21 protein-coding genes and 1 pseudogene are annotated in these 20,717 nt (G+C 66.6%); 4 read left to right on the forward strand and 18 right to left on the reverse strand.

Annotated elements, in window-relative coordinates; genetic code table 11:
* Positions 1-25: 25 nt before the first annotated feature.
* From murB to ASE69_RS11835, 14 genes are all read right to left on the reverse strand, one after another.
* Positions 26-994: a UDP-N-acetylmuramate dehydrogenase gene (gene murB, locus ASE69_RS11770; RefSeq protein ID WP_235518580.1), complete on the reverse strand. Its 969-nt coding sequence runs from the start codon at positions 992-994 to the stop codon at positions 26-28.
* 140 nt (positions 995-1,134) lie between these two features.
* Positions 1,135-2,565, reverse strand: a complete 1,431-nt coding sequence (gene murC, locus ASE69_RS11775) for a UDP-N-acetylmuramate--L-alanine ligase (protein ID WP_056486643.1) — start codon at positions 2,563-2,565, stop codon at positions 1,135-1,137.
* The gene (murG, locus tag ASE69_RS11780; RefSeq protein ID WP_056486645.1) at positions 2,562-3,704 is read right to left on the reverse strand and encodes an undecaprenyldiphospho-muramoylpentapeptide beta-N-acetylglucosaminyltransferase; all 1,143 of its coding nucleotides are present in this window, start codon (positions 3,702-3,704) and stop codon (positions 2,562-2,564) included. The genes murC and murG overlap by 4 nt, the downstream gene beginning before the upstream one ends.
* Positions 3,701-4,882: an FtsW/RodA/SpoVE family cell cycle protein gene (locus ASE69_RS11785; protein ID WP_056487066.1), complete on the reverse strand. Its 1,182-nt coding sequence runs from the start codon at positions 4,880-4,882 to the stop codon at positions 3,701-3,703. Before ASE69_RS11785 ends, murG begins: the two co-directional genes overlap by 4 nt.
* Before the next feature lie 71 nt (positions 4,883-4,953).
* Positions 4,954-6,330 (reverse strand): UDP-N-acetylmuramoyl-L-alanine--D-glutamate ligase, encoded by a 1,377-nt coding sequence (murD, locus tag ASE69_RS11790; RefSeq protein WP_056486647.1) that lies wholly within the window; start codon positions 6,328-6,330, stop codon positions 4,954-4,956.
* Complete coding sequence (gene mraY, locus ASE69_RS11795; RefSeq protein WP_056486650.1) at positions 6,327-7,397, reverse strand: phospho-N-acetylmuramoyl-pentapeptide-transferase; 1,071 nt, start codon at positions 7,395-7,397, stop codon at positions 6,327-6,329. Before mraY ends, murD begins: the two co-directional genes overlap by 4 nt.
* Positions 7,398-8,789: a UDP-N-acetylmuramoyl-tripeptide--D-alanyl-D-alanine ligase gene (locus tag ASE69_RS11800; protein WP_056486653.1), complete on the reverse strand. Its 1,392-nt coding sequence runs from the start codon at positions 8,787-8,789 to the stop codon at positions 7,398-7,400.
* A 127-nt stretch (positions 8,790-8,916) separates the two neighbouring features.
* Positions 8,917-10,332: a UDP-N-acetylmuramoyl-L-alanyl-D-glutamate--2,6-diaminopimelate ligase gene (locus tag ASE69_RS11805; RefSeq protein WP_056486656.1), complete on the reverse strand. Its 1,416-nt coding sequence runs from the start codon at positions 10,330-10,332 to the stop codon at positions 8,917-8,919.
* A 10-nt stretch (positions 10,333-10,342) separates the two neighbouring features.
* Positions 10,343-12,061: a peptidoglycan D,D-transpeptidase FtsI family protein gene (locus ASE69_RS11810; protein ID WP_056486659.1), complete on the reverse strand. Its 1,719-nt coding sequence runs from the start codon at positions 12,059-12,061 to the stop codon at positions 10,343-10,345.
* Complete coding sequence (locus tag ASE69_RS11815) at positions 12,058-12,747, reverse strand: hypothetical protein (RefSeq protein WP_056060249.1); 690 nt, start codon at positions 12,745-12,747, stop codon at positions 12,058-12,060. The genes ASE69_RS11810 and ASE69_RS11815 overlap by 4 nt, the downstream gene beginning before the upstream one ends.
* The gene (gene rsmH / locus ASE69_RS11820; RefSeq protein WP_056486662.1) at positions 12,744-13,694 is read right to left on the reverse strand and encodes a 16S rRNA (cytosine(1402)-N(4))-methyltransferase RsmH; all 951 of its coding nucleotides are present in this window, start codon (positions 13,692-13,694) and stop codon (positions 12,744-12,746) included. Before rsmH ends, ASE69_RS11815 begins: the two co-directional genes overlap by 4 nt.
* Positions 13,691-14,218 carry a division/cell wall cluster transcriptional repressor MraZ gene (locus ASE69_RS11825; RefSeq protein WP_235518592.1) on the reverse strand — a complete coding sequence of 176 codons (528 nt, stop codon included), beginning with the start codon at positions 14,216-14,218 and terminating at the stop codon, positions 13,691-13,693. The genes rsmH and ASE69_RS11825 overlap by 4 nt, the downstream gene beginning before the upstream one ends.
* Before the next feature lie 423 nt (positions 14,219-14,641).
* Entirely contained in the window at positions 14,642-14,881 is a 240-nt protein-coding gene (locus ASE69_RS11830; protein WP_082453078.1) for a hypothetical protein, read from the reverse strand.
* 89 nt (positions 14,882-14,970) lie between these two features.
* Positions 14,971-15,939, reverse strand: coding sequence for a cysteine synthase A (locus tag ASE69_RS11835; RefSeq protein ID WP_056486667.1), 969 nt, complete (start codon positions 15,937-15,939; stop codon positions 14,971-14,973).
* 168 nt (positions 15,940-16,107) lie between these two features.
* Here ASE69_RS11835 and ASE69_RS22100 point away from each other — a divergent pair, with 168 nt between their 5' ends.
* The 4 genes from ASE69_RS22100 (at position 16,108) to aat (ending at position 18,330) form a co-directional block, all read left to right on the forward strand.
* Entirely contained in the window at positions 16,108-16,278 is a 171-nt protein-coding gene (locus ASE69_RS22100; RefSeq protein ID WP_156362309.1) for a hypothetical protein, read from the forward strand.
* Positions 16,279-16,403: 125 nt separating this feature from the next.
* Positions 16,404-16,772, forward strand: a complete 369-nt coding sequence (locus tag ASE69_RS11840) for a hypothetical protein (RefSeq protein ID WP_253071991.1) — start codon at positions 16,404-16,406, stop codon at positions 16,770-16,772.
* A gap of 107 nt (positions 16,773-16,879) precedes the next feature.
* The gene (locus ASE69_RS11845) at positions 16,880-17,602 is read left to right on the forward strand and encodes a ParA family protein (protein ID WP_056486673.1); all 723 of its coding nucleotides are present in this window, start codon (positions 16,880-16,882) and stop codon (positions 17,600-17,602) included.
* A complete protein-coding gene (gene aat / locus ASE69_RS11850) occupies positions 17,599-18,330 on the forward strand; it encodes a leucyl/phenylalanyl-tRNA--protein transferase (RefSeq protein ID WP_056486676.1) in 732 nt (243 codons plus the stop codon). Before ASE69_RS11845 ends, aat begins: the two co-directional genes overlap by 4 nt.
* Positions 18,331-18,365: 35 nt before the next feature.
* Here aat and ASE69_RS23265 read toward each other — a convergent pair.
* The 4 genes and pseudogenes from ASE69_RS23265 to ASE69_RS11870 all read right to left on the reverse strand — a co-directional run.
* A pseudogene (locus ASE69_RS23265) lies at positions 18,366-18,794 on the reverse strand (DUF2155 domain-containing protein); the annotation flags it as partial.
* A gap of 2 nt (positions 18,795-18,796) precedes the next feature.
* On the reverse strand, positions 18,797-19,189 hold the full coding sequence (locus ASE69_RS11860; RefSeq protein ID WP_056486681.1) for an NADH:ubiquinone oxidoreductase subunit NDUFA12: 393 nt from the start codon (positions 19,187-19,189) through the stop codon (positions 18,797-18,799).
* 365 nt (positions 19,190-19,554) lie between these two features.
* Positions 19,555-19,983 carry a DUF192 domain-containing protein gene (locus ASE69_RS11865; protein ID WP_235518645.1) on the reverse strand — a complete coding sequence of 143 codons (429 nt, stop codon included), beginning with the start codon at positions 19,981-19,983 and terminating at the stop codon, positions 19,555-19,557.
* Positions 19,984-20,051: 68 nt separating this feature from the next.
* On the reverse strand, positions 20,052-20,639 hold the full coding sequence (locus ASE69_RS11870; protein WP_082453080.1) for a cold-shock protein: 588 nt from the start codon (positions 20,637-20,639) through the stop codon (positions 20,052-20,054).
* Positions 20,640-20,717 lie beyond the last annotated feature (78 nt).

A 20,717-nucleotide genomic window follows, 5' to 3' on the forward strand; every position in this document is an offset into this window, starting at 1 on the left:
AGGACTGCGATGTGAAGAGGCGCGCTCACTGCTCCCCTCCCGCCTGCGGGAGGGGTCGGGGGAGGGGTTGATGCGAGACGCCAGTATTTGGACCGCCCTCCCCTGACCCCTCCCGCAAGCGGGAGGGGAGGTACTCACCAACCCGCTGGATTTCCCATTCCAACGTCACCCCCGAATGCGCTTTCACCTTGTCGCGTACCTCTTCACCCAGTGCCTCGATCTCCGCACTCGACGCGGACCCGAGGTTCAGCAGGAAATTGCAATGCTTCTCACTGACCTGCGCATCACCGCGAGTCAGCCCCCGACACCCGGCCGCGTCGATCAACGCCCAAGCCTTGTGCCCCTCGGGATTCTTGAACGTCGACCCACCGGTGCGCGAGCGGAGCGGCTGAGACGCCTCACGCTCGGCGGCAATCCGGTCCATCTCCGCACCGATCACAGCTGGCTCGCCGGGCGTGCCGGAGAACACCGCTTCGACCACGACGGCGCCCGCGGGCAGGTCCGAGTGACGATAGGTGAACCCGAGTTTCTCGGCGGACCAGACTTCCACCGAACCCTCCCGCGTAACCACGGTAGCCTCCACCAGAACATCGCTGACATCGCGACCGTAAGCGCCAGCGTTCATCCGAACCGCACCGCCGACTGTTCCCGGAATTCCACGCAAGAACTCAAGCCCGGCAATCCCCGCATCGCGCGCGGCGCTGGCAACGGTAATCCCCATCGCCCCTGCTCCCGCCCGAACATGCCCGTCCTCAACCGAAACCTTCGCCATAGCCTTGGGAAGCCGCACAACGACCCCCGGCACACCACCGTCGCGTACGATCAGGTTCGAGCCGACCCCGACCGGCAGCACCGGCGTCGAAGGATCGAGAGCCTTCAGCAACCCCGCGAGATCCTCGACATCCAAAGGCCGCACCAGCCACTCCGCCGGGCCACCGGTACGAAACCAGATAAAGTCCGCCAGACTGCCATTAGCCGTCAGAGTACCACGCAAATCCTCCCCGGCACGGGGAGGGGGACCGCCAAAGGCGGTGGAGGGGGCGCTGCCAGAAGCGTTACGCTCGTGGACGCCCCCCTCCACCATGCCCTGCATGGTCCCCCTCCCCGTACCGGGGAAGATTTGCGACGCGCCACTCACGCCAGCACCTTAGCGCGCTCAGCGGCGATCGCATCGGCGAGACCGGCAGCCCACTTCGTGATGTCGCCGGCCCCGAGGCAAACGACCATGTCGTCAGCCTCGATCGTCGCCGCCAGTTCCACCGCCAGCGCATCCGCATCAGCGACCACACCCGCAAACCGGTGCCCGCGCCGCTTGAGCCCCTCGACCAAAGCCGCCGCATCGACGCCCTCCACGGGCGCCTCGCCCGCGGCATAGACCGGCGTCACCAACACCCGATCCGCGTCGTTGAAGGCCGTCTGGAAATCCTCCATCAGACCGCCCAAGCGCGAATAGCGATGCGGCTGGACAACCGCGATCACGCGACCCTTCACACCCTCGCGCGCTGCGGCCAGCACCGCCCGGATCTCGACCGGGTGATGGCCGTAGTCGTCGATGATCGTGACGCTCCCAGCATCGATGGCCACTTCACCGACCTTGGTAAACCGCCGCTTCACCCCACCGAACTTGGCGAACCCGTGCTGGATCGTCGCATCCGCGATCCCCAGCTCCAGCGCCACGCCGATCGCCGCCAGCGCATTCTGGACGTTGTGCCGACCCGGCATCGGCATCTCGATTCCCACGATCGTCCGCGTCGCGCCATCCCGCTCGCGCACCACGCAATCGAAGCGGTTGCCGCCTGGGATCGGCGTAACCTCCACCCCGCGCACATCAGCCTGCGCGGAGAAGCCGTACGTCACCACGCGACGATCGCGCACCCGCGGCAGGATCCCCTGCACCTCCGGATGATCGAGACACAGCAGCGCCGCGCCATAGAACGGCACGTTCTCGACGAACTCGACGAACGCATCCTTGACCGCATCGAACGAGCCGTAATGATCGAGATGCTCGGGATCGATGTTAGTCACCACCGCGATCGTACCATCGAGCCGCAGGAAACTACCGTCGCTCTCGTCCGCCTCGACCACCATCCAGTCGCTCGCGCCCAGTCGTGCGTTCGAGCCGTACGAGTTGATGATCCCGCCATTGATGACCGTCGGATCGACCCCGCCAGCATCGAGCAGTGCGGCCACCATCGACGTCGTCGTGGTCTTCCCATGCGTGCCCGCGACCGCGACGGTCGACTTCAACCGCATCAGTTCCGCCAGCATTTCCGCACGCCGCACCACCGGCACGCGGGCATTGAGCGCCGCCTCGACCTCCGGGTTCGAGCGCACGATCGCGGTCGACACGACCACGACGGCGGCGTCGCCGATGTTCGACGCAGCATGACCGATCGCCACCGGAATGCCCTTGTCGCGCAAGCCCTGCACGACATAGCCCTCGGCCACGTCCGACCCCTGCACGCGGTAGCCGAGGTTCTTCATCACCTCGGCGATGCCCGACATGCCGATCCCGCCGATGCCGACGAAGTGGATCGTGCCGATGTCCGTTGCGACGCCCTTCATGCGAACTGCGCCTTGGGCTTCGAGGGCGCGCCGACCGGAATGCGCGACAATGGCGCGTCGAGGCTCTCGACCAGATCCGCCAGATCGCTCGCCGCATTCGGCCGCCCGCAACTCCGCGCGCGGCCCGCCGCATTCTGCAACGCCGCCGGATCGAGCCCGAGTTTCTGCATCTGCTTGGCCAGTTCCACTGCGGTAAAATCTCCCTGCGCGATCGTCCGCGCGCCGCCCGCCCGCGTGATCTCGCGCGCGTTCACGGTCTGGTGGTCGTCGGTCGCCCCCGGCAGCGGCACCAGGATCGCCGGCCGCCCCGCCGCGGTCAGCTCCGAAATCGTCGACGCCCCCGCGCGTGCGATCACCAGATGCGCCCAGGCCAGTTGCTCTGGCATGTCGGGCAGATACGTCGCCAGCTCGGCCGGAATATGATGCTCGGCGTACTTCGCACGCACCGCGTCGATATCCTCGATCCGCGCCTGATGCGTCACCTGCAAGCGCCGCCGGAACGTCACCGGCAGCATCGCGAGGCCATCGGGCACCACCTGCGACAGGATGCTCGCCCCCTGACTCCCGCCGGTCACGAGCACACGAAAAATCCCATCTTCCTCCAGCAGCGGATACGGCCGCGAGCGCAGCGCCAGCACGGCCTCGCGCACCGGATTGCCGACCAGATGCGCCTTGCCCAGCAGCTTCGGCGCGAGGCGCTCGGTCGGCTCGGACGAGGTCGCGATCGCGTCCACGCGCCCCGCGACGAAGCGGTTCACGCGCCCCAGCACCGCGTTCTGCTCATGCACCGCAGTCGGGATCTTGTCCGCGAACGCCGCCAGCAACGCCGGCAATGCAGGATAGCCACCGAAGCCGATCACGGCCGCCGGCTTGAAGGTCCGGTACAGTTCGCGCGCCATCGCCCGCCCGCGCCACATCTCGCGCGTGGCCCGAGCCCAACCAAGCGGCCCGCCGGTAAAGCGCCCGGCTGGCAGGACGTGCGTCTGGATATCCTCGAACAACCCTGGAAAGCGCACGCCGCGCGCATCGCTGACGAGCGCGACACGGTGGCCACGCTTGGTCAGTTCGGCGGCGAGCGCCGCTGCCGGGACCATGTGTCCCCCGGTCCCACCGGCTGCGAGGACGTAATGCTTACTCATTCACCACTCCAGCGGACGACATAGGGGCTCCGCGTGAGAAACGGATTGCGCCGGGTAAACGCCAGCAGCAACCCCATGCCGACCGACAACGCGATCATCGACGACCCGCCATAGCTGATGAACGGCAGCGTCATACCCTTAGACGGCGCGAGGCCGGTGTTCACCGCCATGCTGACGAGCGCCTGCGCACCGAACTGCGTCGCGAGGCCGGCAGAGGCGAGGAGCTTGAATTCATCCTGCTCGTCCAGCAGCTTGACGAACACGCGCACCACGATCGCGAGGAAGATCACCGCGATCACCGAGCATGCGATCAACCCGAATTCCTCGCCGATCACCGAGAAGATATAGTCGGTATGCGCCTCGGGCAGCCCGAATTTCGCCGCACCCGCTCCGGGACCTGTGCCGGTCCAACCACCAGCCGTCAGCGTATTATGCGCCGCATTCGTCTGAAAATGGTCGCCTGCACCCTCGCCCTCGATGCCCGGAAACAGGAACGCATCGATCCGCGACCGCGCCACGCCGTAGAAGACATAGGCGGCGATCAGCCCGGCCGGCGCCATCGCGACGAGGCCGAGCATCACCTTGGCCGGCGTCCCCGCGATCATCAGCAGCGCCATCCACACCGAGCAGAAGATGATCGTCTGGCCGAAATCGGGTTGCAGCATCAGCAGCACCGCGACGCCCGCGGTCATCGCGCCGGTGATCAGCACCGTCGGCAGTTCGGCATCCTTCGCGCGCAGCGACAACAGCCACGCGACCGTGACGATAAATAGAGGCTTCAGGAACTCGGAAGGCTGGAACTGCGCGAAGCCGACACCGAGCCAGCGCCGCGCGCCATTCGCCTCGACCCCGATGAACGGCGTCACCATCAGCATCAGCACGAACAGCGCGCACCCGCCGATCGCCATCCGCCGCGCCATCGACACGGGCATCATCGACACGCCGAACAGCACGGGAAGCGACACGCCGACCCACATCAACTGTCGCCAGAAATAGTAGAGCGGCGCGATCTTGTGGTGCTCGCCCGAATAGCGGACCGCGCTCGCCGGCGACGCCGCCGCGACCGCAATCAGACCGATCGCGATCAGGAACAGCGTCAGCAGCAACAGCATCCGGTCGATATCCCAGAACCACGTGCCGAGCGGCGACTGGTCGCCACGCCCGCCGCGTCGCTTCATCTTCGCGACGATGCTGGTCTTCGGTGTGCCCATATCGCCCCTAACGTCGATCCTTCCAGCGCGGATATCGGTCATGCCAGCGACTCCACCGCCGCGCGGAACGCGGCCCCGCGCGCTTCGTAATCGCGAAACTGGTCGAAGCTAGCACAGGCGGGGGATAACAAGACAGTGTCGCCCGGCTTGGCGTTTGCGGCGGCGGCTCGGACGGCAGCGTCCAGCGTACCGACGTTCTCGACGGGCATGGAGTCTTTCAGGATTTCAGCGAATTTCGGGCCAGCCTCGCCGATCGTGTAGGCGTGGACGACGTGGCCGAAGGCGGGCTTGCAGGCGTCGAGGTCGTCGCCCTTCGCGCGCCCGCCCACGATCCAATGGACGCGGTCGAACGCGGCCAAAGCCGGCGCGGTGCTCTCGGGATTGGTCGCCTTGCTGTCGTCGACATAGGCGACGCCGGCGTACGAGGCGATCTGCTCCATGCGGTGCGGCAGGCCCGTGAAACTCGTGAGGCCACGGTCGATGTCGACCTCGCTGACGCCCAGCGCCTTGACCACGGCGATCGCGGCAAGTGCGTTCTGGGCGTTGTGCGGGCCCTGAAGCGTCGGCCAGTTGCCCTGATCCATGCACACGCCCGGCGCGATCTTGGCGAGATGCTCGCCCTTCGCCGACAGCCCGCGCTCGATCTCGGCGGACGGCGCATCGCCGATGCCGATGACCGCGTCATGCTCGGCCGACTGCATCGCGAACAGCCGCGCCTTCGAGGCGGCATAACCCTCGAACCCATCATAGCGGTCGAGATGATCCGGCGTGATGTTGAGCAGCACCGCGACGTCGCAATCGAGCGTCTGCGTCAGGTCGATCTGGTAGCTCGACAGTTCGAGCACATAGACGCCACCCTCGGGGAGCGCTTCCTGTTCGAGGATCGGCAGGCCGATGTTGCCGCCCATCAGCGTGGGGATGCCGGCGGTCTTGAGGATGTGGTGAACAAGCGCGGTGGTGGTCGACTTGCCGTTGCTCCCCGTGATTCCGACGACCTTGTGCGAAGGTAGGTCGCCCCGCGCCTGCGCGAAGAGCTCGATGTCGCCGATGACGGGGACGTTGGCGCCGCGTGCGGTTGCGGCAAGCGGGTGCGTGTTCAACGGCACCCCCGGCGATACGACCAGAGCGTCGAAGCCCGAGAGATCGTCAAGCGGTGCGACTTCTAAAAGCCCTCTCCCCTCCGGGGAGAGGGTTGGGTGAGGGGCTGTTCCAGGCGCAGCACTGCTGGGCTGCCCCTCACCCCGTCCCTCTCCCCGAAGGGGAGAGGGAGCAAAGACGTCGCGCTTGGCTTCGTCGGAGTCCCACGCAACGACCTGCGCCCCGCCACCCACCAACGCCCGCACGGTCGCAGCCCCGGACCGCGCCAGCCCCAGCACCGCATAGCGTTTCCCGCGCCAAGCCTGCGCAACGATCACCGCAGCTTCAACGTCGAGAGGCCGACCAGCGCCAGCACGAGCGCGATGATCCAGAACCGGATCACCACCGTCGCCTCGGCCCAGCCGAGCTGTTCGAAATGATGGTGGATCGGCGCCATCCGGAACACGCGCTTGCCGGTGCGCTTGTAGAAGAACACCTGGATGATCACCGACAGCGCCTCGATCACGAACAACCCGCCGATGATCCCCAGCACGATCTCGTGATGCGCGACGACCGCGATCGTCCCCAGCGCGCCGCCCAAGGCCAGCGACCCGGTATCGCCCATGAACACCGCCGCCGGCGGCGCATTGAACCACAGGAACGCGAGCCCCGCGCCGACGATCGCCCCACAGAAGATCGCCAGTTCACCCGCGCGAGGGACGTGCGGGATGCCGAGGTAATCGGCGAACTTCACGTTCCCGACCAGGTACACGATCACCATGAACGCGACGCTGGCGATGATCACCGGCATCGTCGCCAACCCGTCGAGCCCATCTGTGAGGTTCACCGCATTGCCGAACGACACGATCGTGAACGCCGCGAACACCGGGAAGAACCAGCCGAGATCGAGGTACATGCGCGAGGTGAACGGCAGGTACAGATGCGGCCCGTTCTGCGACATGATGATCGTCGCGGCGATCCCGGCGATCGCGAACTCGAGCAGCAGCCGCGTCCGCCCGCTGATCCCCGCGGTGCTCGCCTTACGCACCTTGTCATAGTCGTCGAGGAACCCGATCGTCCCGAAGCCCAGCGTCACGAACACGCACGCCCAGACATACGGATTGCTCAGGTCCATCCACAGGAAGATCGCGAGGCACATCGAGGTCAGGATCATCAGCCCGCCCATCGTCGGCGTGCCGCGCTTCGACAGATGCGACTGCGGGCCGTCGGCGCGGATCGGCTGCCCCTTGCCCTGCCGCACGCGCAACCAGCCGATGAACTTCGGCCCGATGATAAGGCCGATGATCAGCGCGGTCGCGACGGCACCGCCGGTCCGCACCGTCTGGTAACGGATGAGGTTCAGCAGGCCGGGAAACCCCAGATGCTCGGCGAGCCAGTACAACATTCAGTTAATCCCGCCTTTGAGGCCAGCTTGAAGACCAGCCACGACGCGGGCGAGGCCCACCCCGTTCGATCCCTTGACGAGCACGACATCGCCCGGCGCCAGGATCGTCCGTAACGACGCGAGCGCGGCCGCAGCGTCGCCCACATGGACGGTTTCGATCTGTCCCTCAAGCACCTGCGCTAACGGTGCCATCGCTTCACCGACGAGCAGCGCCATTTCGACGCGCGCGGCGAGAATCGGCTCGGCGAGGGCGGCGTGATAGTCGTCGGAGCCCTCGCCCAGTTCGCGCATTTCGCCGAGTACCGCGATGTGACGACCGGGCTCATGGCCAAGGACGCTGAGCGTCGCGCGCATCGAAGCGGGGTTGGCGTTGTAGCTCTCGTCGATCACCAGCACCTGCCCTTCGCCGACGGTCACCAGCGACCGTGCACCGCGACCTTGCAGGCCACCGAGTTCGGCCAGCGCGAGGCCGGCGAGTCCCAGATCACTGCCGACCGCCTGCACGCACGCCAGCACGCCAAGCGCATTGGACACCCAGTGCGCGCCGGGCTGCGCGATCGTAAAGCTCAGCTCGTGCTCGGCCCCCTGCCCCATCCGCGCAGTGACGAACGTCCCCCCGGTCGGCAGCCGCATCGCCTCGATCGCGCGGACATCGGCGCCCTTCTCGCTGCCGAACGTCACGATGTGCGCGGCGTGTGGTGCGGCGTGGCCAAGCAGCCGATCGCGGTGCGGGCTGTCATAGGGCACGATCGCGGTCCCGTACGGTTCGAGCCCGACAAAGATCTCCCCCTTGGCATCGGCGATCGCGCGCTCGTCGGGAAAGAACGCGGTATGCGCAGGTGCGATCGCAGTGATCATCGCAATGTGCGGCCGGACGAGCTGGGTCAGTTCGGCAAGCTCACCGGCGTGGTTCATCCCCATCTCGAACACGCCGAACTTCGCGTCCCGCGGCATGCGGGCAAGGCTGAGCGGAACGCCAGTGTGGTTGTTGTAGCTCTTGACCGAGCGATGCACCTCGCCGGGCGCCGCGCGGTCGAGGCAGGCGAACAACGCTTCCTTGGCGCTGGTCTTGCCGACGGAACCGGTGACGCCGATGATCTTCGCTCCGCTCCGAGCCCGGCTCGCCCGCCCCAGCGCCTGCAACGCGACAAAACTGTCCGCGACGAGGACGTGCGGGTAGTCGCAAGGCTCGGACACGATCGCCCCCGCCGCGCCCTGGGCAAAGGCCTGATCGAGGAACAGGTGGCCATTGCTGGCCTCGCCCTTCATCGCGACAAAGAGGTCGCCCGGGCCAACCTCACGCGAGTCGAACGCAACGCCAGTGACGGAGAAGTCGCCTGACGCCACGCCACCGGTAGCGGTCGCGATCTCCGCGGAAGTCCAAAGACTCACTGCTCCCCTCCCGCCTGCGGGAGGGGTCGGGGGAGGGGCTGATCAAACAGAGCGGGCGCCAGTACGTACGTCGCGCCCTCCCCTAGCCCCTCCCGCAAGCGGGAGGGGAATGACGATGTCGCCGCCCTCACGCCGCGCACTCCCGCGCGACGGTCACGTCGTCGAACGGGAGCACCATGTCCCCGACGATCTGCCCCTGCTCATGCCCCTTGCCGGCGATCAGCACGATATCTTCGGGCCCAGCCTCGCGCACAGCGGCCCCGATCGCCGCACGCCGGTCGCCGATTTCCTCAGCCCCGCGCGCACCCTTCAGGACGTCGCAGCGGATCGCGCGCGCGTCCTCGGTCCGCGGATTGTCGTCGGTCACGATAACGCGGTCGGCGTGTTGCACCGCGACTTGGCCCATGGTCTCGCGCTTGCCGGTGTCCCGATCGCCGCCCGCCCCGAACACCACGATCAGCTTGCCGCCAGCATGCGGCTTGAGCGCAGCGATTGCAGCTTCGAGAGCATCCGGCGTATGCGCATAGTCAACGTAAACCGGGGCACCCGACTTCGCGATCACTGCGCGCTCCAGCCGCCCACGCACCGGCTGCAATCGCGCAAGATTGGCGATCGTTGCCGCCACATCGCCCCCGGTCGCGATCACCAGCCCGGCCGACACCAGCGCGTTCGCCGCCTGGTACGCGCCGATGAGCGGCAACGTCACCTTGTAGGTCTGGCCGTCAGCCTCGATCGTCAGCCCCTGCCCAAGCAGCGTCGGATCGCGTCCGACGAGCCGCAACGTCTCGCCCTGCGTCCCCACCGTGATCAGCCGGTTGCCGCGCTCCCTCGCCAAGTCGATCACCCGTGCCGATTGAGGATCGTCAGCCCACACCACCGCCGCACCGTCCGTCGAGAGCACTTCGGAGAACAACCGGATCTTAGCGGTGAAATACGCCGCCATATCGCCGTGATAGTCGAGATGATCGCGGCTGAGGTTGGTGAACGCCGCCGCAGCGACCTTCAGGCCCTCAGTACGGTACTGCGTCAGACCGTGGCTCGACGCCTCGAACGCGAGGTGCGTCACACCCTCTCGTGCTAGCCCCGCCACGTTCGACAGGAACGTCACCACATCCGGTGTGGTCAGCCCGGTCGTCACCCGCTCGTCGGCCGTCGTAACCCCCAGCGTCCCGATCGACGCCGCATGAAACCCTGCCATCCGCCAGAGCTGCCGGGTCATCTCGACACACGACGTCTTCCCATTGGTCCCGGTAATCGCCACCGACGTCTCGGGAAACGGCGCGAAGAACTTCGCGGCCAGTTGCGCGAACCGCTCGCGGGGGTTGTCGTCGGCGATGTAGGTGGCACCCTCGACCGTCAGTCCCGGCCGCGCGACCACCGCGATCGCGCCCGAGCGGATCGCGTCGGCGATATAGTCCTCACCGTTGACGCGCGCGCCTTCGAACGCGCCGAACACCGTGCCCGGCGCGACCTTGCGGTGATCGATCGCGAACCCCGTCACCTGCGCCTCTTCCGTCCCGTCGGTCAGCGCTGCGAGTTTCATGCAATAGTCCTCATTGCCCGGTCGGCTGTGTACGCGACGGGTCCTGCCACAAAGTCGGCAGGATGTCAGACACGTCGATGTCGCGGTGCGCGTCGGGCACCACGCCCAGAATCGCACCGACGCGCGAGATCGTCCGGCCGACCACCGGCGCGGTATTCCACGCCGCAGTCTTCCACCCGGCGGTTTCCTTCGTCCCGAGCGGCGAATCGAGCATCGCCAGCACGACATAGCGCGGCGCATCCATCGGGAACGCCGCGGCAAACGTCGCCACGTTGCGCGAATGATCGTAGCCGCCCGACACCGCCGCCTCGGCCGTCCCGGTCTTGCCGCCGACCCGGTAGCCCGGCGCATCGCCCTTGCGACCCGTACCGCGCTGCACGATCAGCCGAAGCATCTGCCGCATCCGCGCGCTGGTCTGCTCGCTGATGACGCGGCGACCGGCAACCGCATGCCCGGGCGCGACCTTCAATAACGTCGCCGGCCGCCAGATCCCGCCATTGACCAGCGCCGCATACGCGCTCGCCAGATGCAGCGGGGTCACCGCGATGCCGTGGCCGTAGGCGGTGGTCATCGTCGTCGTCCGCGCCCAGTATTTCGGCCACAACGGGCGGCCCTTTTCGCGCAGTTCGATATCGGGCTTGGTGTCGAACCCAAGCTTCTTGAACATCGCCTGCATCTTCGCGGGCCCGACCTCGTCGGCGACACGTGCGGTGGCGATGTTGGACGAATAGATCAGCGTCTCGGCCATGTTGAGCCAGCGCTTCGGATCGCCGCGCTCGTCATGGATCGTGAAGCGGCCGACCTGGAGCGGATGCGTCGCATCGAAGCGCCGCGCGAACGATGTGACGACACCCGTGTCCATCGCGGTCGCCATCGTGATCGGCTTGAACGTCGAGCCGAGCTCGAACACGCTCTGCGTCGTGATGTTGCGGAGCTGTTCGCTGCCCGACATGCCGACGCGGTTGGGGTTGAAGGTCGGCAGCGACACCATCGCGATCACCTCGCCGGTCGCCACGTCGAGGACGATACCGCCAGCGCCGCGCGCGGAAAACGTCGTCATCGCGCGGCCGAGTTCGCTCTCCATCGCCGCCTGGACGCGATTGTCGAGCGACAGCGCGACGGGCGTGCCGTTGAGCGCGGGATTGGTCAGCCGCTCGTCGAGCACGCGCTCCATCCCGCTCATGCCGTGGCCCGCGGTCGACAGGAAGCCGAGCGCATGCGCCGCCATCGTCGACTGTGGGTACAGTCGCTGCGTATCGCGGTCGAACACGATCGCCGGCTCGCCGATCGCATTGACCTGCTCGACCAACGCCGGCGACGCGCGCCGCTGGAGATAGATGAAGCTCTTGCCCGACGTCAGCAGCGCATAATAATGCGCCTGGTCGCCCGCCTCGGGCATCAGCGCGGCGAGCTTGCTGGCGATCTCGGTCGGATCGCCGATCAGCTTCTTCGGGTGTACCGCGATCGTCCACGCATCGATCGTCCGCGCGAGCGGTGCGCCGTTGCGATCGACGATGTCGCCGCGCGCCGCGATCGCTGCCGAGCGCGCCTGCGGATCGGCGAGCGACGCCTGCACCGCCAGCATCCCGAGCCTACCGACCACCACCAGCACCGCTGCTCCGAACAGGAACATCAGCATCATCAGGCGCGTGTGCGCCGTCGCCACCAGTGCATGACGCTGGTTGGCGCTACGTTGCTGCGAGACGGGCCGGGCGACCAAGGCGGTCACCGCCGCTTACGGCTCTCGGAGCGGGCGCCGCTCATGATGTCACCCAGCGTCGTGTCGGACAGGAGCTTGCGGTCGAGCATCGCCACTGCCTGCGGACGGACCTTGGCGACGGCGGCGAGGCGTTCGGTCTTGGCGGCGCGGACGAGTGCGGCCTCGGCCGAGCGCGGCGTCGATACCGACGCGCGGATCACGACCGGCTTGAGCGCGGTCTTCGACGCAGCCTGGATCGCGACGTTCATCGCGCGGGGTGCGCTGACCTGCGCCATCTGCACCGGCGCAAGCTTCACCACGGCAGGAGCAGCGGTCACCGGCACGATCGACGTGGAGACGACGGACCCCGCCCCCGACGGCACGAGCAGCGCGGCGGTCTGGACCCCGTCCGCGCGCAGGCTGTTGACGTCGAGCGCCGCGAGCGCGGCCTCGCTCACGACGAACTGGCCCGCCGTCGGCGCCGACAGCGCCAGCGTATCACCGTTCCAGCGCTCGAGCTGGGCCAGATTGCCCCGCGTGTCGAACTCGGTTTCCAGCGCGCGGATATCGCGCTGCGCGGAGCGGATCTGACCATTGACCGCCTCCAGCTTCTTGCGCTCGGCGGCGACCTGCAGCGACACGAGGTAGAAACCGAGCACGACGGCCACGCAGCCCCCGAACCAGCCCACACCCTTCATCCGATACGCCGCCGTCATGTCGTCACCTCTTCCGTCCAGGGTTGCGCGGAGGTCCGCCGCGCCGTCCGTAATGTCGCCGAGCGCGCGCGCGGGTTGCGTGCGATCTCGGCCTCGCCGGCGCGAACACCGCGGCCGACATGAGAAAAACTAGGTTCCGCAACGGCTTTCACCTGCGGAAGATGACGGGACCCTGAAGGAGAGCCCCCGGACCGCGTGCGCAGGAAGCGCTTCACCATCCGGTCCTCGAGGCTGTGGAACGTCACGATCGCGAGCCGACCACCGGGCTTCAGCACGCGTTCGGCCGCCAGCAGCCCGTCGGCCAGTTCGCCAAGCTCGCGGTTCACGTGGATCCGGATCGCCTGGAACGCGCGCGTCGCGGGGTCCTTCTTGTCGTGCGCCTTGTAGCCGAGCGCCCGGCGGACGATGTGCGCCAGCTCGCCGGTCCGCGTCAGCGGGCGCGCCGCGACGATCGCGCGCGCCACGCGCCGCGACTTGGGCTCGTCGCCATATTGATACAGCACGTCGGCGATCTCGTTCTCGTCCGCCTCGTTGACGAAGTCCGCCGCCGACATGCCGGCCTGCGCCATCCGCATGTCGAGCGGGCCGTCCGACTGGAACGAGAAGCCGCGCTCGGCCTGGTCGAGCTGCATCGACGACACGCCGATATCGAGCGTCACGCCGTCCACCGGGGCAAGGCCGCGCGATTCGAGTTCGGACGCCATCGCCGAGAAGTCCGCGGCGATCAGCGTCAGACCTTCTTCGGCTTCTTCCATCGCGCGACCATTGGCGATCGCGTCTGGATCGCGATCGAACGCGACGATCCGCGCGCCCGACTTGAGCAGCGCCAGCGTGTAGCCGCCCGCGCCGAACGTGCCGTCGACCATCGTCTCGCCGGGCTCGGGGGAAAGCGAGGAAAGGACTTCTTCGAGCAGGACGGGGACATGGGGAGCTTCAGGAGTGCTCACAGCTGCACCCCCTTCTCGGCCATGTAGAAGCGCGCCATCTCCTTGACGACGGGGGGCATGCCGTCGGTGGCGATCAGCGTCGCGGGGTCCCAGATCTCGATGTAGTCGAGCACGCCGTAGAAGAACGCATGGCCTTTGATGCCCGCATAGAAGCGCGGGAACGCAGGCATGATGAAGCGACCGGAGCCGTCGAACGGCACCGCTTCGCCGGACGCGGCGGCGCGCTTGATGTTGTAGTCGTATTCGCCGTTCTCGGCAGGATTCTCGGATTCGCGGCGATCGAGGCGCTCGGCGAGGATGTCGACGTAACCGGGATCATACGCGACCAGGCAGCGATTCTTCTGATGCGCGCCGATGATGATGGTCCCGCCGTCCTTGCCGTTCGCCTTGGGCGCATTTGCCGAGAGCATCGTGCGGAGTGCCGAGGGGATGGCTACCCGGCCCTTGTCGTCGACAAGGCCGATGCCGTCTCCTTGATAGCGACCCCGTACCGACACGCCAAAACCCTTCGAACTGGCGCGCACGCTTCACCGCTTCGAAAAGCAGCCATCGCTACGTTTCGACCGCGTTTTCAGCGAACGATGAAAATGCCCCTGTATTAACCTCCATCTACCATAGCGCTTCGGGGACGCAACGGGATTTTTGGGGATTGGACGGATTTCACCGCAATTTCGATGCTCAGTCTGGGGGGATTTGCGGGCAGACTGGATGTGAAAGTGCTGCCGACTGTTTTGACTACTGGGGATATCCGGGGATGAAGTGCGGAAGCTTCTCAGATGGTCGAAGCCAACGCACGCCAGATGTTACTAAGGGGTAACGCTCTCCCCTCCCTGGAAAAGGGGGGTCGGGGGTGGGTCGGGCCGATCGCGCCACTCGCGTTCAGGTATGCGGAAACCAACCCACCCCCAGCCCCTCCCTTCCAGGGAGAGGAGCAAGGAGGCAGCAGATTACTGCGCGGGTGCCTGCGCGTTGGCGCTTGGCGCCACGCCCATCTCCGCGAGCGGCTCACCCGCTCCGGCGGCTTCGGTAACGTTCGAGACGCCCATGTTCGCCACTACGTTCGCCTGCGCGGTACCCGCGGTCGCGACCGGCCGTTCGCGATTCGTCGAGCCGATGATCGCGCTCGCAAGACCGATCAGCAGCACGACCGCGGCGAGGCCGATCATGCCGACCTTGATGCGCTGCATGGTCTGGGAAGGTTCGTGGGGTAACTTCATCTTGCCCTACCTCGATACCCGACTACCGCGCTTCTGTCGATTCTCGGGAACCATACCGCTCAAGCAAGGCCCTTCGCCTGACGCCATTCGGGATCGTACAACGTCGAGAGATAGCGGAAGCCGGTATCACACAGGATCGTCGCGATCCGCTTGCCGGGTCCCAGGTGTTTGGCCAGCGCCACCGCGCCAGCGACGTTGATCCCGGACGACAACCCGAGGCAGAGCCCTTCCTCGTCGAGTAACCGTCGGACCCACGCATACCCCTCCCGATCGGAAATCCGGAACTGCGTATCGATCGGCGCCCCCTCCAGATTCGCGGTGATACGCCCCTGCCCGATCCCTTCGGCGACCGAGGAGCCTTCCGACTTCAGCTCCCCGTGCGCGTAATAGTTATACAGCGCCGCGCCATGCGGATCGCTGAGCGCGATGCAGACGCTTTCGTCCTTCGCCTTCAGTCCGAGCCCAACCCCGGCGATCGTGCCGCCGGTGCCTGCCGCGCAGGTGAAGCCGTCGATCCGCCCGTCCATCTGTGCCCAGATCTCCTCGGCAGTCCCGACGATATGCGCGCGGCGATTGGCGGTGTTGTCGAACTGGTTCGCCCAGATCGCACCCGGTGTCTCCTCCGCGATCCGCCGCGAGGTATGGACGAAATGGCACGGCGACGAAAACGCCGCAGCGGGGACCAGGACCAGTTCGGCACCCAGTGCGCGCAAGGTGTCCATCTTCTCGCGACTCTGCGTCTCGGGCATGACGATGATCGTCTTGTAGCCCTTCGCGTTGGCGACGAGCGCGAGGCCGATCCCGGTATTGCCCGCGGTGCCCTCGACGATCGTCCCGCCGGGCTGGAGCAATCCGCGCTGCTCCGCATCCTCGACGATGAACAATGCCGCGCGATCCTTCACCGACGCGCCGGGGTTCGCGTATTCGCACTTGCCGAAAATATCGCAGCCGGTCGCCTCGCTGGGACCTCTCAGACGAACAAGCGGCGTGTTGCCAATCAGGGCGAGCGTGTCGGGTGTCGTATGCATGCGCGCTATGTGGCGTGGTGCCCCGCCCAGAGCAAGCGAGCGAAAGTTTGCACGATTAAACGCCGCCAACGCGAACATCCCAAGCGGATGACATGCTTTTCATGTCGTGTTCATTACAACCAATATTTGATCTATGTTAGTAAGTTCGAAACTGGCGGGAGCGGGATGATGGAACAGTATCGGCAGGCTCTGGCCTTGTTGTCGGAAGCGTCAGACCTGATGGAAGCGCTCGGCGACACCCTGATCGCCGCGCATATCGCGACTCCGCTGGCGATGGTCGAAGAACGACTTCAGTCGCAGGATGACGTAGCCAAGCAGGACCGTCCGCTGCACGAGTGAGCGCGGACATCTTACCCGTCATACATACTGCCCTATTCGCCGCTATGCGATGGTACCGCAAACCATAGCCCTTGACGCTCCATGCTGCATGCGCGAAGCGAGGTCCCGCTATGAAAATCCTCCCCATGACCGCCGTCGCCGCGCTGCTCGTGCTGGCAGCCTGCAACTCCAAGCCCGCCTCGCCCGAGGTGCTGGACAGCAATCCCGATCCGATGGCGAACACGCTCGCCAACGCCGCGCCGGTCGAGCTGCCGCCTGCGATCAAGTCCGAGAAGACGCTGCGCTGCAAGGACAACAGCCTGCTCTACGTGACGTTCTTCCAGGGCGACAAGCAGGCGGTCGTCAAGACCAAGAAGGACGGCCCCGCGACGACGCTGAAGTCGGACGTTGCTGGTTCGCCGAAGACCGCCGAGGGCGGCTGGTCGATGACCGGCGACGAATCGAGCGTCACGCTGACCGCGCCCGGCAAGTCGGCGCAGACCTGCCACGCGTAAGTTTCTACGTTTACGAATGACGAAACGGCCGGCGGATCATCCGCTGGCCGTTTTTCTTTGCGCTGCACACCCTTGCCCTCACCGCCGCGGACCGGCACGCTAGCCTGATGGCAACCGTTGCGATCTACAGCCTCAAGGGCGGCGTCGGGAAGACGACGCTTTCGGTGAACCTGGCTTGGTGCGCCGCGACATTGTCGGCGCGCCGGACGCTCCTCTGGGATCTGGATCCGCAGGCGGCGTCGACCTGGGTACTCGGTGGACCCCATGGAGCCGGGGGTAAAGTCGACCAGGCACAGGCGATGTTCTCGAAGGACGTCGCGGTCGCCAAGCAGGCGCGGCCGACCGCCTACCCGCATCTCGACCTGATCGCGGCCGACGCATCGCTGCGTGGGCTCGACCAGCTGTTCCACGAGATGGACAAGAAGAAACGGCTCGCCAAGCTCCTGTTCGAACTTGCTGCCTATGACCGCGTGATCCTCGACTGTCCGCCGGGACTGACCGAGACTGCGGACCAGGTGATGCGCGCGGCCGACCTGATCGTCATTCCCGTCATCCCCTCGCCGCTGTCGACCCGCGCATACGACGCGGTGGTCCAGCACCTTGGCGGTCGCACGCCGTTGCTCCCGGTCCACGTGATGGTCGACAAGCGTCGTGCGCTGCACGCCGAGGCGCTGGCCCGCCACCCCGACTGGCCGGTCATCCCGATGGCGAGCAACATCGAGTCGATGGCGGTCAAGCGTGCGCCGGTCGGGGTATTCGCGCCGAAGTCCGCTGCCTCGCAGGCGTTTGCGGACCTCTGGCGCCGGATCGAACACCGGCTCACCGCATGAGCGACGTTTTAGACCCGCAACTCGTGCTCGGCGCCTATTCGGTCGGCGTGTTCCCGATGGCCGACAGCCGCGACGCCGCCAGCGTGTACTGGGTCGAGCCCCGCCGCCGCGCCGTCCTCCCGCTCGACGGCTTCCAGCTCTCCCGCTCGCTCAGGAAGACGATCGCCGCCGACCGGTTCCAGGTCACCGTCGACACCGCGTTCGAGCGCGTCGTGCAGCTCTGCGCCGAAAGCGTCGAGGGCCGCCCCGAGACGTGGATCAACGACGGCATCGAGCGCGTCTTCCAGACGCTCCACGCCATGGGGTTCGCGCATTCGGTCGAGTGCTGGGACGGCGGCAAGCTCGTCGGCGGGCTCTACGGCCTGTCGCTCGGCCGCGCATTCTTCGGCGAAAGCATGGTCAGCCGCGCCACCGACGCCTCGAAAGTCGCGCTCGCACACCTCGTCGCACGGCTGCGGACCGGCGGCTTCACGCTGCTCGATTGCCAGTTCCAGACCTCGCATCTCGCCTCGCTCGGCGCGATCGAGATCGACCGCGCGGATTACGTCGCGTTGCTGGGTGCAGCGCTCGACGGCGCACTCAAGCCATCCTCCGGCGCTGGTGTATCCGCCGCAGCCGGCGATTTCCGTGCGCTCGATCGCTTGGCCGGCAAGGCTTCGGCGGGCGGCGCAGTATCGGGGCCGGTCTCCGGGAAAGTCATCGCACAGCTCTTGGTCCAGACGTCGTAGACCGGATGTTGGACCGCGTTCAGCGCGGGGCGCTCCTTGTACAGCCAGCCCGAGAACGTCCGCCGCCAATGCTTGTCTACGCCGCGCACCATCACCTGCACGAACGCGCCGGTCAGCTGCTCCTGCTCCCACGGAGCGGTCTGTTCGCACGCACGGAGCCGCAACACGACGTCGCCCATCCGCGTCGCCTGGCCGGGTTTAAGCCGCACTTCGCGGGTTTCGCCGTTACGCTTGTTGAGCAGCCCGAGCACCGCGACGCGCTGCGCCATCGGCGTGCCGCCATTGGCGATCGCTGCAGCACCGGTATCGATCGTCTCTATCGAGGAATTACCCTGCTCGTCAGCGCCCGGCAGGTCCTGCTGAACCGCGGCTACCTTCGTCGCGGGCGTGGTGAGCGCGCGATATCCGAACCAGCCGCCCACCACCAACGCCACGACCAACACGGCCGCGGCGAGCCAGCGCATGATCACCCTTCGGGCGTCCAGGCTTCGTAATCGCCCGTCGCGGCGGCGCGGTGGCCACCCTTTTCGAGCGCACCGGCAGGACGATAAGCGAGCGCGGTACCGGTCATGTTCGGCACGGCGGGCTTCTGCCACGCACGGATCGGCGGCAATGCGCGATCGGGCACGTCGTCGACCTGGTGATGCAGCCAGCTGAACCACGCCGGTGGCACGCGGCTCGCATCGGTCGCACCTTTGTAGATCACCCAGCGGCGCGGGTTACCGGCGGTGTCCTTGCCGCCTTCGTAATAGACGTTGCCGAGCGCGTCCTCGCCCTTCTTCGCCATGCTGCGCAAGCCGAATTTGGTGCCGAGGGTGGCGCCGTTCCACCACGTGAAAGTCGATGCGAGAAAGCCCATGGTTGGCGCTTAACCCGAGTGGAGGCGGGCTTCAACCTTGATGATGAGTGGAAGGTGTCGAGTTCCCCTCTAAACGATCCTCCCCCTGCCGGGGGGGGATCGTGGAGTTCGCCGTTTAACGCTTTGGCCTGCAACGGTTCCCGCTTTCTTGTTCTCCCGCGAAGGCGGGAGCCCAGTCTGGGTCCCCGCCTTCGCGGGGAAACACTTGGCTGGAGACATCGGCCAGTCACATATCCCACCCCGGCGGAGGCCGGGGCCCAATTGGGGAACGTCGCTAACGAAGCGCTGTCCGACATTACAGCGACCTTCCCAATTGGGCCCCGGCCTTCGCCGTGGTGGTGGCATTGGTCGAACGGTTCGCGCGCCTACTTCGCGGTCTTGTCCCACGTCACCAGATCACCCTCGGCAATCCCCAATTCCGCAGCGCGGCCGCCCATCAGTTCCAGCACGGCCCCCACCGGCTCGCCCGACGGGATCGGCGCTTCCGAAAACGGCACCGCATTCTCGGCGATCCTCGCGATCGTCCCGTCCGCACGGATGTAGATGATATCCAGCGAGCTCGGCGTGTTCTTCATCCAGAAGTTCGCCACCACCGGCTCGCCACCCTTGGCGGGATACGGCCAGAACAGCATCCCGCCGTCGGGCTTCAGGTCGGTGCGGAACATCAGTCCGCGCGCCTGCTCCGCCTCCGTCTTCGCGCTCTCGACCTTGAACGCATGCGTCCCGTTCGCGCTCTTGATCGTCAGCGGCAGCGTAGCGACCGCGGCCACGTCCGAGTCCGCGCGGCTATTCATGTACGCGACACCCCCGGCGCCAACGCCCAGCGCCAGCACCGCGGCCAACACGGCCTTCGCAACGAATGTCATCCGAGATCCTCTTCGACCGCGACGGCAAGCGGCCCCTTACGCCCTTCGACCACGCGCGCGCGGAGCGGCTGGTCGGGTTCGACCGTCTCGATCCCGGCGCGGCGCAGCGTTTCCATGTGGACGAAGATGTCGCTGCCATCGGCACCCCGTACCAGAAAGCCATAGCCCTTCAACCGGTTGAACCATTTCACCGACGCTGCCTCGAACGGTCCCGCCGCGTCGATCATCGCGATCGGATCGATCCGATCGGGCGAAACCGGCGCCCGGACCTGCTCCTCGACCGCGTTGGTCAGATCGATCGAGAGGATCTCGCGCGCCTGGAACCCGCGGCCGCGCTGGACCGACAGCGTCTCGACGCGCGCACCTTCGGGGAGGCTGCGGCGGCCATGCGCCTGCAGGACGGAAAAGTGCACGAGGATATCACCGACGGTCTCGTCGTCCGCTACCGCGAAGCCGAACCCGCGCGTGACGTCGAACCATTTGATGACGCCGCCGATCGCACGCGTTTCGGCCGCGCCAACACCCGCGCCGACACCCTCGAGCGTCGTCGTTCCCGCTTCCACTGGCCCCACCTCTACCGGCATGTCAGCACCTGCTGCGTGTCGTTACGCATTGTTACACCCCTGAACGCCTTGCTAGCACGGTTCGTCGCAGTCGCAATG

The organism is Sphingomonas sp. Leaf208 (genome assembly GCF_001421415.1).
Classification (GTDB): Bacteria; Pseudomonadota; Alphaproteobacteria; order Sphingomonadales; family Sphingomonadaceae; genus Sphingomonas.

Excerpts from the sequence above, each read along its gene's own strand:
- murC (WP_056486643.1), bottom strand. The coding sequence starts at position 2,565 with ATGAAGGGCGTCGCAACGGACATCGGCACGATCCACTTCGTCGGCATC.
- murG (WP_056486645.1), bottom strand. The coding sequence starts at position 3,704 with ATGAGTAAGCATTACGTCCTCGCAGCCGGTGGGACCGGGGGACACATG.
- ASE69_RS11785 (WP_056487066.1), bottom strand. The coding sequence starts at position 4,882 with ATGAAGCGACGCGGCGGGCGTGGCGACCAGTCGCCGCTCGGCACGTGG.
- mraY (WP_056486650.1), bottom strand. The coding sequence starts at position 7,397 with ATGTTGTACTGGCTCGCCGAGCATCTGGGGTTTCCCGGCCTGCTGAAC.
- ASE69_RS11805 (WP_056486656.1), bottom strand. The coding sequence starts at position 10,332 with ATGAAACTCGCAGCGCTGACCGACGGGACGGAAGAGGCGCAGGTGACG.
- ASE69_RS11815 (WP_056060249.1), bottom strand. The coding sequence starts at position 12,747 with ATGACGGCGGCGTATCGGATGAAGGGTGTGGGCTGGTTCGGGGGCTGC.
- ASE69_RS11830 (WP_082453078.1), bottom strand. The coding sequence starts at position 14,881 with ATGCAGCGCATCAAGGTCGGCATGATCGGCCTCGCCGCGGTCGTGCTG.
- ASE69_RS11835 (WP_056486667.1), bottom strand. The coding sequence starts at position 15,939 with ATGCATACGACACCCGACACGCTCGCCCTGATTGGCAACACGCCGCTT.
- ASE69_RS22100 (WP_156362309.1), top strand. The coding sequence starts at position 16,108 with ATGGAACAGTATCGGCAGGCTCTGGCCTTGTTGTCGGAAGCGTCAGAC.
- ASE69_RS11840 (WP_253071991.1), top strand. The coding sequence starts at position 16,404 with ATGACCGCCGTCGCCGCGCTGCTCGTGCTGGCAGCCTGCAACTCCAAG.
- ASE69_RS11845 (WP_056486673.1), top strand. The coding sequence starts at position 16,880 with ATGGCAACCGTTGCGATCTACAGCCTCAAGGGCGGCGTCGGGAAGACG.
- aat (WP_056486676.1), top strand. The coding sequence starts at position 17,599 with ATGAGCGACGTTTTAGACCCGCAACTCGTGCTCGGCGCCTATTCGGTC.
- ASE69_RS11860 (WP_056486681.1), bottom strand. The coding sequence starts at position 19,189 with ATGGGCTTTCTCGCATCGACTTTCACGTGGTGGAACGGCGCCACCCTC.
- ASE69_RS11865 (WP_235518645.1), bottom strand. The coding sequence starts at position 19,983 with ATGAATAGCCGCGCGGACTCGGACGTGGCCGCGGTCGCTACGCTGCCG.
- ASE69_RS11870 (WP_082453080.1), bottom strand. The coding sequence starts at position 20,639 with ATGCCGGTAGAGGTGGGGCCAGTGGAAGCGGGAACGACGACGCTCGAG.